General features: G+C 42.3%; 10 protein-coding genes. 8 read left to right on the forward strand and 2 right to left on the reverse strand.

The features are described 5' to 3' along the window. The first annotated feature begins 74 nt into the window (after positions 1-74). The 4 genes from ACFS5N_RS03360 (at position 75) to ACFS5N_RS03375 (ending at position 6828) form a co-directional block, all read left to right on the forward strand. Entirely contained in the window at positions 75-1415 is a 1341-nt protein-coding gene (locus ACFS5N_RS03360; RefSeq protein WP_377182229.1) for a TolC family protein, read from the forward strand. 55 nt (positions 1416-1470) lie between these two features. Beyond that, positions 1471-2652: an efflux RND transporter periplasmic adaptor subunit gene (locus tag ACFS5N_RS03365; protein WP_377182231.1), complete on the forward strand. Its 1182-nt coding sequence runs from the start codon at positions 1471-1473 to the stop codon at positions 2650-2652. Positions 2653-2678: 26 nt separating this feature from the next. Further along, positions 2679-5846, forward strand: coding sequence for an efflux RND transporter permease subunit (locus ACFS5N_RS03370; protein ID WP_377182233.1), 3168 nt, complete (start codon positions 2679-2681; stop codon positions 5844-5846). 427 nt (positions 5847-6273) lie between these two features. Then, on the forward strand, positions 6274-6828 hold the full coding sequence (locus ACFS5N_RS03375; RefSeq protein ID WP_377182235.1) for a hypothetical protein: 555 nt from the start codon (positions 6274-6276) through the stop codon (positions 6826-6828). Between the two features lie 74 nt (positions 6829-6902). On the opposite strand, the gene ACFS5N_RS03380 is transcribed toward ACFS5N_RS03375, so the two are convergent. Next, the gene (locus ACFS5N_RS03380) at positions 6903-8096 is read right to left on the reverse strand and encodes a pyridoxal phosphate-dependent aminotransferase (RefSeq protein WP_377182237.1); all 1194 of its coding nucleotides are present in this window, start codon (positions 8094-8096) and stop codon (positions 6903-6905) included. 148 nt (positions 8097-8244) lie between these two features. Here ACFS5N_RS03380 and ACFS5N_RS03385 point away from each other — a divergent pair, with 148 nt between their 5' ends. From ACFS5N_RS03385 to ACFS5N_RS03400, 4 genes are all read left to right on the forward strand, one after another. Beyond that, the gene (locus ACFS5N_RS03385) at positions 8245-9222 is read left to right on the forward strand and encodes a cation diffusion facilitator family transporter (RefSeq protein WP_377182239.1); all 978 of its coding nucleotides are present in this window, start codon (positions 8245-8247) and stop codon (positions 9220-9222) included. Then, positions 9223-9663: an NUDIX domain-containing protein gene (locus tag ACFS5N_RS03390; RefSeq protein WP_377182241.1), complete on the forward strand. Its 441-nt coding sequence runs from the start codon at positions 9223-9225 to the stop codon at positions 9661-9663. Continuing rightward, positions 9660-10925 (forward strand): adenosylmethionine--8-amino-7-oxononanoate transaminase, encoded by a 1266-nt coding sequence (bioA, locus tag ACFS5N_RS03395; protein ID WP_377182243.1) that lies wholly within the window; start codon positions 9660-9662, stop codon positions 10923-10925. The genes ACFS5N_RS03390 and bioA overlap by 4 nt, the downstream gene beginning before the upstream one ends. 96 nt (positions 10926-11021) lie before the next feature. Next, entirely contained in the window at positions 11022-11633 is a 612-nt protein-coding gene (locus tag ACFS5N_RS03400) for a hypothetical protein (protein WP_377182245.1), read from the forward strand. A 13-nt stretch (positions 11634-11646) separates the two neighbouring features. Here ACFS5N_RS03400 and ACFS5N_RS03405 read toward each other — a convergent pair whose 3' ends face one another. Then, positions 11647-13518, reverse strand: coding sequence for an LTA synthase family protein (locus tag ACFS5N_RS03405; protein ID WP_377182247.1), 1872 nt, complete (start codon positions 13516-13518; stop codon positions 11647-11649). Positions 13519-13570: the final 52 nt, after the last annotated feature.

A 13570-nucleotide genomic window follows, 5' to 3' on the forward strand; every position in this document is an offset into this window, starting at 1 on the left:
GTGTTTAAACCAATCACAAAGCCAAACCTCGACTTTGGTTTTTTGTTTATCGATCTGCCGATCTTTTCTGCCTTATGAAAAAAATATATTCATTGTTGATAATTAACGTTATCGTTCTTTCTGCCACATCTGCTGTTTTTGCTCAAAGACCTGCAGATACTATACCCAGTGTAATCACCCTAAAACAAAGCATAATATTTGCGCTGCGAAATCAGCCGGCTGTACGTCAGGCTGCTATCGATCAGCAAATTAATGAACGCGATATTCGTATAGGTTTATCAGGATGGTTGCCCCAGGTTAATTCAAGTGGCGTTTATAACCATTATTTTAAAGGTAGCCCCGTGGCTTCAACAACCCCGGGCGTAATTTCGCCAATTGATGAATTTTCCAGTCTGGGTATAACTGCCAGTCAGACCATATATAATAATGATGTACTACTAGCCTCAAGAACCGCTAACTATTCGCGCATGTATTATCAGCAAAATACAGTGAGCGCGCAGATCAATGTGATAGCCGATGTTAGCAAGGCTTTTTATGATGTATTATTATCAGAAAAACAATTGAATATTGTTAATGAAAATATTGCCCGACTGCAAAGAAGCCTGAAGGACGCTTATAACCGGTATCAAGCCGGAGTGGTTGATAAAATAGACTACAAACAAGCAACTATTTCTTTAAATAATGAAATAGCGGTGCGTAAGCAAACGTCAGAAGCTATTGGTGCTAAGCTGGCGTACCTGAAACAGATTATGGGCGTAAATCCGCAGAATCAAATCACACTGTCTTACGATTCTACTAATTATGAAAAAGAAGCATATATCGACACAAACCAAACAGTAAATTATACTAACCGTATCGAATATCAAATGCTGTTAAGCCAGAAAAATTTGCGTAATCTAAATGTTGATTACTATCGATGGGGCTTTTTGCCTTCGCTCAGCGCTAACGGCAGCTATAGTCTGGCTTATTTAAACACACAGTTTCACAACCTGTATAATAATGCGTATCCCACCGGCTACGTGGGTTTATCATTATCGCTGCCCATTTTTCAGGGAACCAGGCGGTTGCAAAATCTGTCAAAAGCAAGGCTCCAGGTACAGCGTAACGACCTGGATATTGTAAATACTGAAAATACCATCAATACGCAGTTTACCCAGGCATTGGCCGGTTATAAAAGTAATTACACCGCGTGGGAGGTTGTAAAGCAAAACGTTGATTTGGCTAAGGACGTTTATAATGTGGTAAGCTTGCAGTATCGCGAAGGCGTAAAAACATATCTGGATGTAATCGTAGCGCAATCTGACCTGCGTACAGCTGAATTAAACTATTATAACGCGTTGTTTCAATTATTGTCAAGCAAAATTGATCTGAAAAAATCAATGGGCACCCTTACTGTTGAACAGTTGCAGCAATGATAATGGATTATAGTATAAACAAAAGAAATTATAAGATTTATTACCCTCTATACTAATGAAAAAAAGGTACATATTTTGGTTAGCCCCGGCCGTAGTGTTAGCATGGGCTTCATGTAAAGACAAGTCAGCACAACAAGCCGGCCCGCCACCCGCAACTTCTGTAAGCCTGGCCGAGGCAAAAACCGGTGATGCGGTTTATTATGATCAGTATCAGGGAACGGTTGTGTCATTAAATAACGTTGAACTGCGTGCCCAGGTATCAGGTTTCATAACCGGCATCTTTTTTAAAGAGGGAGATATTGTACAGAAAGGCCAGCCGCTGTATGAAATAGACAAACGTAAGTTTCAGGATGCAGTAGCACAAGCTCAGGCTAACGTGGCCAATGCGCAGGCTAATTTGGATAAAGCCCAGAAAGACCTTGACCGTTATAATATGTTGTTGAAAAATGATGCGGTAGCACGCCAAACCGTTGATCAGGCTACAGCGACTTACGCTACCAGTAAAGGTCAGGTTGCGGTAGCTAAAGCAGCTTTGGCCTCAGCTAGAACCGATCTGTCGTACGCAACAATCGTAGCACCGGTTACTGGCCGTATTGGTATATCGCAAGTTAGATTGGGTTCGCAAGTTGTTACCGGCACTACGTTATTAAACACAGTATCAAGCGAAAACCCAATCGGTGTCGACGTGGTGGTCAATGAACAGGACATTAACCGCTTCTATGACCTGCAAAGAAACAGCACTGATTCAACTTTCAGACTCGTATTGCCTGATGGTGTAACTACTTACGATAAACCGGGCAGAATCCTCGCTATCGATCGTGGGGTAAATAACCAAACAGGCTCTATAAAGGTGCGTGTGCAGTTTCCGAATGAGCATTCTATTTTAAAAGACGGCATGAGCACCAATCTGAAGGTTCTTAATAATCAGTCGGGCAACCGCGTTATTATACCTTATAAAGCAGTAACTGAGCAAATGGGAGAGTTTTTTGTGTTTGTGACCAAGGACACCACCATGCAGCAAAAAGAAGGTGGCGCTAAAAAGGATACCATCGCTTTACAACACAAAGTAACGCTGGGCCCCCGTTTGGGCGACCGGATAGTTATCACATCGGGTGTTAATGCCGGTGATAATGTGGTAACCGAAGGTTTTCAACGCCTGCGCGACAGTGGTATGGTGACTTTAGGGGCACCGCCTGCCGCTGCTGGCGCGGCCGGTGCCAAAGGGACAAAAAAATAAATTTCGGGTACATAAATATAATTTAGATGATCGCAGAAACCTTTATAAAAAGACCTGTTACGGCAATCGTTATATCTATAGTGATTGTTGTGGTGGGTATTTTAGCAATCACCAATTTACCGATAGGGCAGTATCCGGAAATCACTCCGCCTACCGTAACTATTACCGGTAATTATACCGGTGCAGATGCGCTCACGGTGGAGCAAACCGTTGCAACGCCTATTGAGACACAAGTTAATGGTACTCCGGGCATGACTTATCTGCAAAGCAACAGTACCAACAATGGTGCCTTAAGCATGACTGCCAATTTTGAGGTAGGAACAGATATCAACATTGCCGCGCTCGATGTACAAAACCGGGTGGGCATTGCTACACCGACTTTACCGCAAGAGGTGCAGCGTTTAGGTTTGACCGTACGTAAGAAAAATCCAAGTATCCTGATGCTGGTGGCTTTGTTCTCGCCAAACGCCAGCCATAGCGTGACTTATCTGGATAACTATACCAATATTTTTCTGAAAGACGCCTTACTGCGTACCAAAGGCGTAGGCGACGTTGTGACCCGTGCAGATGACTTCAGTATGCGTATATGGCTCAAGCCAGATAAGCTGGCCGCGCTAGGTATGACCGCAGCCGACATAACCGCGGCCTTACAAGAGCAAAATGCCCAGGTAGCTGCCGGTACAGTAGGTGCTACACCGCAGGAAAAAGGGCAAACCTTTGAATATTCTGTAATTGTAAAAGGGCGTTTGGTTACGCCTGAAGAGTTTGGCAATGTTATCGTACGTACACAGCCGGGTACTGGCGCTGTGGTACACTTAAAAGATGTTGCGCGTATTGAATTAGGTAAATTTAACTATGCCGGTAACTCATTTGTAGATGGCAAAAGAGCTTCATACCTTTTAATTTACCAGGCCCCAAATGCTAATGCTATTGAAACGGCAAATAACGTTTACGAAACCATGAGGGAACTGAAAAAAGCCTTCCCTGCAGGAGTAGATTACGTGGTGCCTTTTGAATCAGTTACCGTGGTTCAGGTTTCGGTGCATGAAGTGGTCGAAACATTGGTTATTGCTTTATTCCTGGTAATTGTAGTGGTATTCCTGTTCTTGCAGAGCTGGCGTACAACTTTAATTCCGGTATTAGCTATACCGGTATCCATTATCGGTACATTCATATTCTTTATACCACTGCATTTTACTATTAATACCTTAACCTTATTTGGTTTCGTGCTGGCTATTGGTATTGTGGTGGATGACGCGATTGTTGTGGTTGAGGCTGTGCAGCATTACATGGACGAAAAGGGGATGTCGCCGCAGGATGCAACCCTGCATGCCATGCGTGATATATCAGCCCCGGTAATTGCCATTGCGTTAATCCTGGCAGCAGTATTCGTACCTGTAGGTTTCATTCCGGGGATAGTGGGCCGATTGTATCAGCAATTTGCTATCACCATTGCAATATCCGTATTGATCTCGGCTTTTGTGGCGTTGTCTCTAACTCCGGCGCTATGTACCTTACTATTAAAACCGCATAAGCTGGATGAAAAATCAGGTGGCCTCGATAAATTTTTCTTCAGATTTAACACCTGGTTTGACCGCGTTACCGGCAAATACCGCAATGGTGTCCACAGAGGTATCAAGAACTCAAAATTTGTCATAATCATCCTGATATGTATTGTGGTTGGTACCATCTTGTTATTTAAAGGTAAGCCAACCGGCTTTATTCCTTTGGAGGATGAGGGCCGTATTTACATTACGTTTGATTTACCTGAAGGTTCGGCGACTGAACGTACGGTAGCGACATTGCACCGCATGATGGACACATTGGATAAAGTGCCTGAAGTAGCGCATTATGCTGCGCTGGGCGGCTTGAATGTGGTAAGTTTCGCAACTAAATCAAACAGTGCCACCATATTTGTTCAGTTAAAAAACTGGGACGAACGCAAACGCACCTCATTAGCTTTAGTTGATTATTTACAGAAAAAATTCAATGCAACATTTAAAGAAGCAACCTGCGTAGTAATTCCTCCACCGGCGATCCCCGGTTTGGGTAGTACAGGTGGTTTCTCGTTTATATTGGAAGAAAAGCAAGCAGGCGGCGACATCAAAACGTTTGAAAATGTATTGAATAAATTTATTGGCGAAGTGAAAAAGCGTCCTGAAATAGGGAAGGCCTTTTCATTCTTTACTGCACGTACACCCGCTTATCAGTTAACTATTGATCGTGAAAAGGCTAAACGTTTAGGCGTTCAATTGTCTGATGTAAATAATGCCCTGCAAACCTATATGGGTAGTGCTTACATTAACGACTTTACAATATATGGGCGAAATTTCAGGGTATTGGCGCAAGCCGATACGAACTATCGTACCAATATGTATAACCTGGGGCAGTACTTTGTGCGTAACTCGCAAGGTGCAATGGTACCGTTAAGCACGCTGACATCATATAAGATGATCGAGAATGCACCGCTGATATCACACTATAACTTATTCCGCTCGGCCGAGATTGATGGCAACCCTAAAGACGGCTACAGTAGCGGTGACGCGTTGAATGCACTTGAAGAGGTTGCTGCCCAAACCCTGCCGCAGGGTTATGGTTATGAGTTTTCGGGCTTGAGCCGCGAAGAGAAATTATCTGGATCAAAAACGATATACATTTTTGCTTTGTCCATTGGTTTCGTATTCCTATTCCTGGCGGCTTTATATGAAAGCTGGTCAGTACCATTCTCTGTATTATTAGCCGTTCCGTTAGGTGCGTTTGGTGCGATATTGTTCCTGACGCTCCAGCCCAAGCTCGTAGACAATATTTATGCACAAATCGGTTTGATCACGCTCATCGGTCTGGCGGCTAAGAATGCTATTCTGATCGTTGAGTTTGCCAAAGAACGTGTGGATGCGGGTATGGAGTTGGAGAAAGCAACATTGGAAGCGGTACGCCTGCGTCTGCGTCCTATTGTGATGACGTCGATGGCATTCATACTGGGTGTTGCGCCGTTATTATTTGCATCAGGTGCCGGGGCAGAGGCTCGTAAAACCATCGGTTGGACAGTATTCGGGGGCATGTTAGGTGCAACATCGTTGGCAATATTTATAGTGCCTGTATTATTTTACCTGATTACCAAAATGGCTTACGGCAGCAAGAAATTAGCTGAACTGGAAAAAAACTATGTTGAAGATCCGGACGAGCTGCACTAATAAAAATTGATTATTGAGAACGCCCTTAGCTTACTGTTAAGGGCGTTTTTGTTTAAAAACGCCTTGGAAATATTGCCTGCGTTATATTTTGTATAGTTATTGGGACACATTAACCCGTTAAAATCGAGCGGAAAATAAATTGTACCATACATTTTGAATACTAAAGCAGGCATTTTTGCAGATTTAAGCCATCGGCGCTTAATGATAAATTAACAATCTGGCAATTTCTTAACGATATCTCTTTTTTACCTCATTTTCAGCCGGTAAGCAATTAACAAATGTTAATATCCACTACAAAACTTAAAATGGGCATCGGTCAGTGAAATGTTAAAAAGGCGGAAAATTGGCACAATGGCAAAGTATTTGATTAAGTGCTGGTATTAATACATTAATCTATCACTTATTATTAATTAAGAGAAACACAACAATGAAAAAGTTAACAAAATTAGCAGCAGTAGCCTTAACAGGTGTTGCGCTATTAATCGGAACTAACGTAAAAGCTCAAACTACCCCGGCTAGTAAACTTCGTTTTGGTATTGGATTAGAAGCAGGTGCGCCAACAGGTGCTATTCATAGCGGCCTGGGTGGCTCTAACTTCGAATTGGGTGGTACTGCTCGTTTACAATATGGTACCAGCGATCATTTTGCACTGACCTTAACTTCTGGCTATTACAATTTCTTTGGTAAAAGCTACGATGCAACAATTGGCGGCGTTGCGACTCATGTTGACGGCCAAAGCTTTGGCGTAGTGCCAGTAAAAGCCGGTTTAAAAGCATTCTTCTCTGATAATGTTTATTTCTCAGCAGAAGCAGGTGCCGGATTTGAAACCAAAGGTGCAAAAAACACTAAATTGATCTTATCTCCAGGTTTAGGCTGGGCTAACCAAAAATGGGACGTAGGCGTTCGTTATGAAGACTTTTCAGGTCAGAGCCAAAACTACGGCCTGGTTGGCTTACGTGTAGCTTACGGATTTGAATTGTAATTACAGAACAACAAATTAAAAAACAAAGCCCCGGTGCAATGCGCATCGGGGCTTTGTTTTTATTATACTTAAGCTTAGCTCAATTTGCCCAAAGCAGCCTGTATACGCGACATAGCTTCGATCAGCTTTTCTTCTGAAGCAGCGTAAGACATGCGGATTGATTTTTTATCACCAAAAGAATCGCCGCCTACGGTTGATACGTGAGCTTCTTCTAACAGATAAATGCTCAGCTCGTCGGCATCAGTAATTGTGCGGCCGTTATAGCTTTTACCAAAGAAACTGGTAACATCCGGGAAGAAGTAAAATGCACCATCAGGCAGGTTAACCTTAACCCCGGGGATATTTTTTAGCAGGTTATAAACAATGTCGCGGCGTTTTCTGAAAGCTTCGCGCATCTGCAATACGGTTTCTAAACCACCCTCGTAAGCGGCAAGGCCAGCACGCTGGGTAATTGACGAAGTGCCTGATGTAATCTGGCCCTGCAGTTTGTCAATAGCAGCAGCTATCTCTTTATTTGAAGCCGAGTAACCTAATCTCCAGCCGGTCATAGCAAAACCCTTTGACCAACCGTTAATGATCACTACACGGTCTTTAATGCTGTCAAATTGGGCAATTGATTCATGTTTGTCAACAAAGTTGATGTGCTCATAGATCTCGTCAGACAGGATATAGATATTTGGATATTTTTCAAATACTTTAGCCAAACCTGCTAACTCTTCTTTACTGTAAACACTACCGGTAGGGTTACATGGCGAAGAGAACATAAACAATTTGGTTTTAGGCGTTATGGCCGCTTCTAATTGCTCGGGTGTAATTTTGAAATCCGACTCAACGGTAGTATCAATAAATACAGATACGCCTTCTACCAGTTTCACAACTTCTGAGTATGACACCCAGTAAGGGGTAGGGATGATCACTTCTTCGCCGGGATTAACCAGGCAAAACAAAACATTAGCAATTGATTGCTTAGCACCGGTTGACACAACAATCTGGCTAAAATCATAATCCAGCCCGTTCTCATTCTTCAACTTGGCAGCAACAGCTTTACGCAGTTCAGGATAGCCGGCTACCGGAGTATAATAAGTATAATTATCGTCCAATGCCTTTTTTGCTGCATCCTTAACATGCTGTGGCGTATTAAAATCTGGTTCGCCAAAGCTCAGGTTAATTACATCAATACCTTTAGCGGCAAGTTCGCGGCCCATTTTGGCCATTTTAATAGTAGCTGATTCTGACAGGTTGTTGATCCTGTTACTTAATGCACTCATAGTATGTTTTGATTTGTGCCGCAAATATAGAAAATAACGCGAAAGTGGGCTATTAAACCTTTAAGCGGTAATGCATTATTTAATTCTTTTTTTTAGGTTTCGGCATTATGCGGCAATAACCCTAACTTTGGCGCCTAATCTATTCGCTTTGCAAGAACAGAAGAAAATAATACTGATTTCGCTTGTTACCGGCATTGTTTTAATGCTGGCTAAGTTTGCAGCCTACTTTATAACAAATTCTAATTTTGTACTCACAGATGCTGCTGAAAGCGTGGTTAACGTTGTTGCCAGCTCGTTTGCTTTTTTCAGCATTTACCTGGCTTCGTTACCCCGCGATGCAAATCACCCGTATGGGCACGGCAAAGTTGAGTTTTTCTCTGTTTTTATTGAAGGCGCCTTAATATCAATAGCCGGAGCGGGTATTATTGCCAAAGCAACATATGGTATTTTTCATCCTAATGAAATTCATGACCTGGTGATTGGCGCAGTAATCATCGGCGCTACGGGTATAATTAATGGCTCACTGGGTTATTACCTTATCCGAAAGGGGAAATCTATTCCCTCATTAACTATTGAAGCTGATGGTCATCATCTGCTTACAGACATGGTTACCAGTATAGGTTTGGTAGCCGGCCTTATGTTAATACACTTCACCAAAATAGGCTTGCTGGATAGCATTTTATCTATTTTGGTAGGCGCTTATATTTTATTTAGTGGTTATAAGTTAATCAGGAGATCCGTCGGTGGTTTAATGGACGAAGCCGATTTTGACGTAGTAGCCAATGTAGTTAAGTTTTTGAGCGATAACCGGCGGGAAGCGTGGATTGATGTTCATAATCTCCGTGCTCAAAAATATGGAAATGAATTACATATTGATTGTCATTTAACATTGCCGTATTATTTCGACCTGAATAAAGTGCACGAGGAGGTGTCGCTGGTTGATAGGATGATCAATGCCAACGAAACCAAAACAGAACTATTTATTCACGCCGACCCTTGTTTACCCAAATGTTGCCATTATTGTAATATGCCCGACTGCCCCGTAAGGGCCGAGCCTAAGACCATAGACATTGAATGGACAATGGACCGGGTTATCCGCAACAAAAAACACTTTGAACAAGAATAAATGTATCCATTTAACGTGCGTGTATATGGCCTGCTCATTAACGAAAACCAGGAAATACTGGTAAGCGATGAGCAGGAGTACGGTATGCAATTTACCAAATTTCCAGGCGGCGGCCTGGAGTATGGCGAAGGTATTATTGATGGATTAAAACGCGAGTTTATTGAAGAGTGCAGTCTGGATATTGATATTATCAATCACTTTTATACTACAGATTTCTTTGTCAAATCGGCTTTTAACGAGTCGCAGATAATTAGTGTTTATTATGTGGTTCAAAATAAAACACCTTTTGAATTAGCCGTTAAAACCACGCCTTTTGATTTTGGTAGCGATGTTGAGCCGATGCAAACTTTTCGCTGGATACAACTGAGCGAAATGAAGGCCGGCGATTTTACCTTCCCGATAGACCAGCATGTGGCAAAACTTTTATTACAAAGCTTATGAATTTAACAGAACGCGATTTAAAAGTAATATGGCATCCATACACACAAATGAAAACAGCGGGTGTCCCGATACCTATTGTGAAAGGCGAAGGGGCTCATTTGCTGGATGAAAATGGCAAAAGATATATTGATGCCATATCCTCATGGTGGACAAATATTCACGGACACGCACATCCTTACATCGCCAAAAAAGTGGCTGAGCAGCTAACGCAGCTGGAGCACGTGATATTTGCCGGTTTTACTCACCCCACCGCGGTTGAACTGGCAGAGCGGTTGCTGGCCATATTACCAGCTAATCAAACAAAAGCATTTTATTCAGATAATGGTTCTACCGCTATCGAGGTAGCTATTAAAATGTGCCTGCAATACTGGAACAACCAGGGGCAAACACGCACCAGGATGCTGGCTTTTAAAAACGCCTATCATGGTGATACTTTTGGCGCTATGTCTGTAAGTGGCCGCAGCGCCTTTACAGCGCCGTTTGATTCGTTATTGTTTGAGGTTGAATTTATTGACACACCTGATGCTGAAAATATAGACCGTCTCAAATCGCAGATTTCGCAACTTAGGTCTCAATTGTCGTGCTTTATCTTTGAGCCGCTGGTTCAAGGTACAGCCGGCATGGTCATGTACGAAGCCAGATATTTAAATGAACTGATAGCTCACTGCCGTAAAGAGAATGTACTCACCATAGCCGACGAGGTATTTACAGGCTTCGGCCGTACCGGAAAACCATTTGCTACCAGTCATATTACCGAACAGCCGGACATTATGTGTTTCTCGAAAGGATTAACCGGGGGGACAATGGCATTGGGTTTGACAACGTGTACGCAGGAAATATTTAACGTTTTTTTGTCGGATGATAAGCTAAAAACATTATTTCACGGGCACTCGTTTACAGCTAATCCGGTGGCTTGTGCTGCCGCACTGGCCAGCCTTGACCTATTTTTAGCACCGGCTACAGCCGAAAATATTGAACGTATTAAAAATGCACATGCTCAATTTGCAGGGCGTATTAAACATCACCCCAAAATAAAAGCTGTACGCCAAACTGGTACTATTATAGCAATGGAATGGGAAACCGGCGACAATACCTCTTATTTTAGTTCGCTGCGCGACAGGTTATATTATTACTTTTTAGAGGCCGGTATTATTTTACGCCCATTGGGCAACATTATCTATATTTTACCTCCATATTGCATAACCGATGCCGACTTGAACTACATTTACAGCAAAATTGAGCAGGCACTCGAAGAAATATAGGCCCCTCCTAAATCCTCCCCGGTAGGGAGGACTTAAAAAATTAAAAAGTCTCCCCAGCAGGGGGAGATTTAGAGGGGGCCGATTAAATTTGATATCATGAATAATTTACAAACCATACTACCTACTATAATTTCAAACAATCAGTTACACGCACGCTGGTTAAATACGTTGTCTTTAATGGAAAACACCGGTGCACGTAAAATATCAGCTTGCGAGGATCCGGCAACCGTTACGTACATCATTCTGAAACATGCAGCTGAAGAACATCGTCACGCTTTCTATCTAAAAAAACAGATAGAAAAGGCAGTTAAAGATAGCTGTCCAACTTATGCCGACGAATACCTGGTAGCCTCAAACTATAGCAAATACTACCTGAATAAATTAGATGTTGAGGTAAGCCGTTATTTAAAAACTGAACTAAATCTTACCGGCAAGGAATTACGTTTTGCCGCCTATTTATTGGTGACTTATGCTATTGAAGTACGTGCCGATGAGTTATACCCAATATATCAGTCGGCTTTAGATGAAGCGGGCAGCAAAGTTAATGTTAAGTCAATTATCCTGGAAGAAGAGGGCCATCTGGAAGAAATGATTAACCAGCTCAAACAGTTCTCGCCACAATGGCAATTACATGCCGACAAGGCCGTTGCTATTGAAAGTAAGCTGTTTAATGATTGGATAATTGCTTTAGGTAAAGAGGTTAATTGATCTGACAATCAGTCTAATATCTAAGATATTCAGTAAATATCTGCTGCATAAAAGCCTTGCCTGTAAGCAAGGTTTTTTCAGTTACAGCCTCGCCGGCTTTTGGGTTTTTAACGTATATCCGGCGGCGGCCCTGGTTATCATAGGATACACCTTGTTCAGGCGTGATGTAGCCAAAGCCGTTGTCCCAATCAAAAAAAGTAAAAGCCGGGGCGTAAGGATTCAGTATGTTTTTAGACCACTCAAATTTTTGTGCAGGCATATTTAACTGCCCCAAAATTGTAGCAGCTATGTCTATCTGATTGCCTAAATGATTTATGGCTTTACCCCTAAATTCCGGCTTGATCACATCGCCAAAAAACAGCAGGGGTATATGGTATTTCTGTGGATCGTAAGCTTGCGCTGTGCTCTTTGGCAAACGATGCCCGTGATCTGCAACCAGAATATACAAGGTGTTTTTATACCATGGCTGCTTTTTGGCTTGTTCGAAATAAGCATTCAGACATGAATCTGTAAACCAGGCAGTGCTTCTAAACTGGTTGGCTACATCTTTACCTGGAAAGTGCGATTTAACCGGCAATACAAACGGTTCGTGATTGGTTGACGTTTGAAGCAGGGAGAAGAAAGGCTTGGTTTGCTTTTTCACAAAAGCAATATGTTTGTCAAACAACACATTGTCAAATGCTCCCCAGGTTGACCCTACTTCGCCAGGGCGCATAGTGTGCCGGTCGATGATATGATCTACATGGTGATCATTCATGTAAGTATCAAAGTTCATATAACCGGCGTCGCCGCCATAAAAATAGGAGGTGGTGTAACCTGCATTTTTAAACTCGGTCATTAATGAGGGCAGCTTTCTTTGCTTGGTGGTATCGATAACAATAGTACGTATGGCTTGCGAAGGGAACCCACTTAATATGGCAATAATACCCTTATCGGTACGGTCGCCGGCCGAATAGATATTATTAAATAATACGCCTTCCTGAATAAATTTCTCAAAATTTGGTGCATCACCTTTTTCACCGCCTAATGATTCAATCAGGTCGGCCGTGAAGCTTTCTAATTGGATAATTACTATGTTAGGTTTATCAGTGTTCAGTATCCTGACCGTCGTATCTTTCGTTGTTTTATACGCCTCTGTCACTAATCGTTTAGCTTCATCAGCCGGCAAATACATATAAGGGTTATAGGGCTTACGCAGGTTTTCAAATACGTTGTTGAACAAGTTCCATTCGGTATTTTGCGCCGACAAGTCCAGTAACTGGTTGTCAGAAAAATAACCCGCACGTTGACTTATAGGATCAGGAGACAGCGTTCCCCGCAATATCAAAAAGTTTACGCCAACTAACACTACTGACCATATAACTTTATTGCGGATGGGTTCGGCGGGCTTTTTGAAGTTATGATCCAACAGGTATAGCGATAACACAACGCCTGCAATAAACAACCCCGCCATAATGGTTAAATTTAAGGCGATAGGTGAGGACGCTGTTGACGACATCGACTCGGCAGGCGAGTTATATAGTGTGTCAAAAGCTCTGAAGTTTACTTTGGCGCCCCATTCGGCAAAAATACCAAGATCAACTACAGCTATAAGGCTGATACAGAAAACGCAGAACCAGGTATAAACTTTTAGCCAGATAGGCTTGATGTGGTTTTTGCCGCCAATAAACCAATTAATGATAAAAATCAATAATGGTAATATGGCCATATAGGCTGTTGCAGAAGCATCCATGCGGATGCCGTACAGGAAGGTTTTTAAAATTTCAACGAAATTTGCCCCATGCAGCTTGGCATGAAAATATACTTCAAAAACTACTCTGGTTAAAGCAAAAAACAGCAACCAGAAAATATAAAAACGTACGAAACTAAAAAGGCTTCTTAACATCGGACGGCAAAAATACTCATTTACCACAAGGTTAAGAAGCCTTTATAAAAAT

The organism is Mucilaginibacter ximonensis, assembly GCF_042686265.1.
Lineage (GTDB): Bacteria > Bacteroidota > Bacteroidia > Sphingobacteriales > Sphingobacteriaceae > Mucilaginibacter > Mucilaginibacter ximonensis.

Coding starts and splice junctions, on each gene's coding strand:
- ACFS5N_RS03400 (WP_377182245.1), top strand. CDS start 11,022: ATGAATAATTTACAAACCATACTACCTACTATAATTTCAAACAATCAG.
- ACFS5N_RS03380 (WP_377182237.1), bottom strand. CDS start 8,096: ATGAGTGCATTAAGTAACAGGATCAACAACCTGTCAGAATCAGCTACT.
- ACFS5N_RS03365 (WP_377182231.1), top strand. CDS start 1,471: ATGAAAAAAAGGTACATATTTTGGTTAGCCCCGGCCGTAGTGTTAGCA.
- ACFS5N_RS03360 (WP_377182229.1), top strand. CDS start 75: ATGAAAAAAATATATTCATTGTTGATAATTAACGTTATCGTTCTTTCT.
- ACFS5N_RS03405 (WP_377182247.1), bottom strand. CDS start 13,518: ATGTTAAGAAGCCTTTTTAGTTTCGTACGTTTTTATATTTTCTGGTTG.
- ACFS5N_RS03375 (WP_377182235.1), top strand. CDS start 6,274: ATGAAAAAGTTAACAAAATTAGCAGCAGTAGCCTTAACAGGTGTTGCG.
- ACFS5N_RS03370 (WP_377182233.1), top strand. CDS start 2,679: ATGATCGCAGAAACCTTTATAAAAAGACCTGTTACGGCAATCGTTATA.
- ACFS5N_RS03390 (WP_377182241.1), top strand. CDS start 9,223: ATGTATCCATTTAACGTGCGTGTATATGGCCTGCTCATTAACGAAAAC.
- bioA (WP_377182243.1), top strand. CDS start 9,660: ATGAATTTAACAGAACGCGATTTAAAAGTAATATGGCATCCATACACA.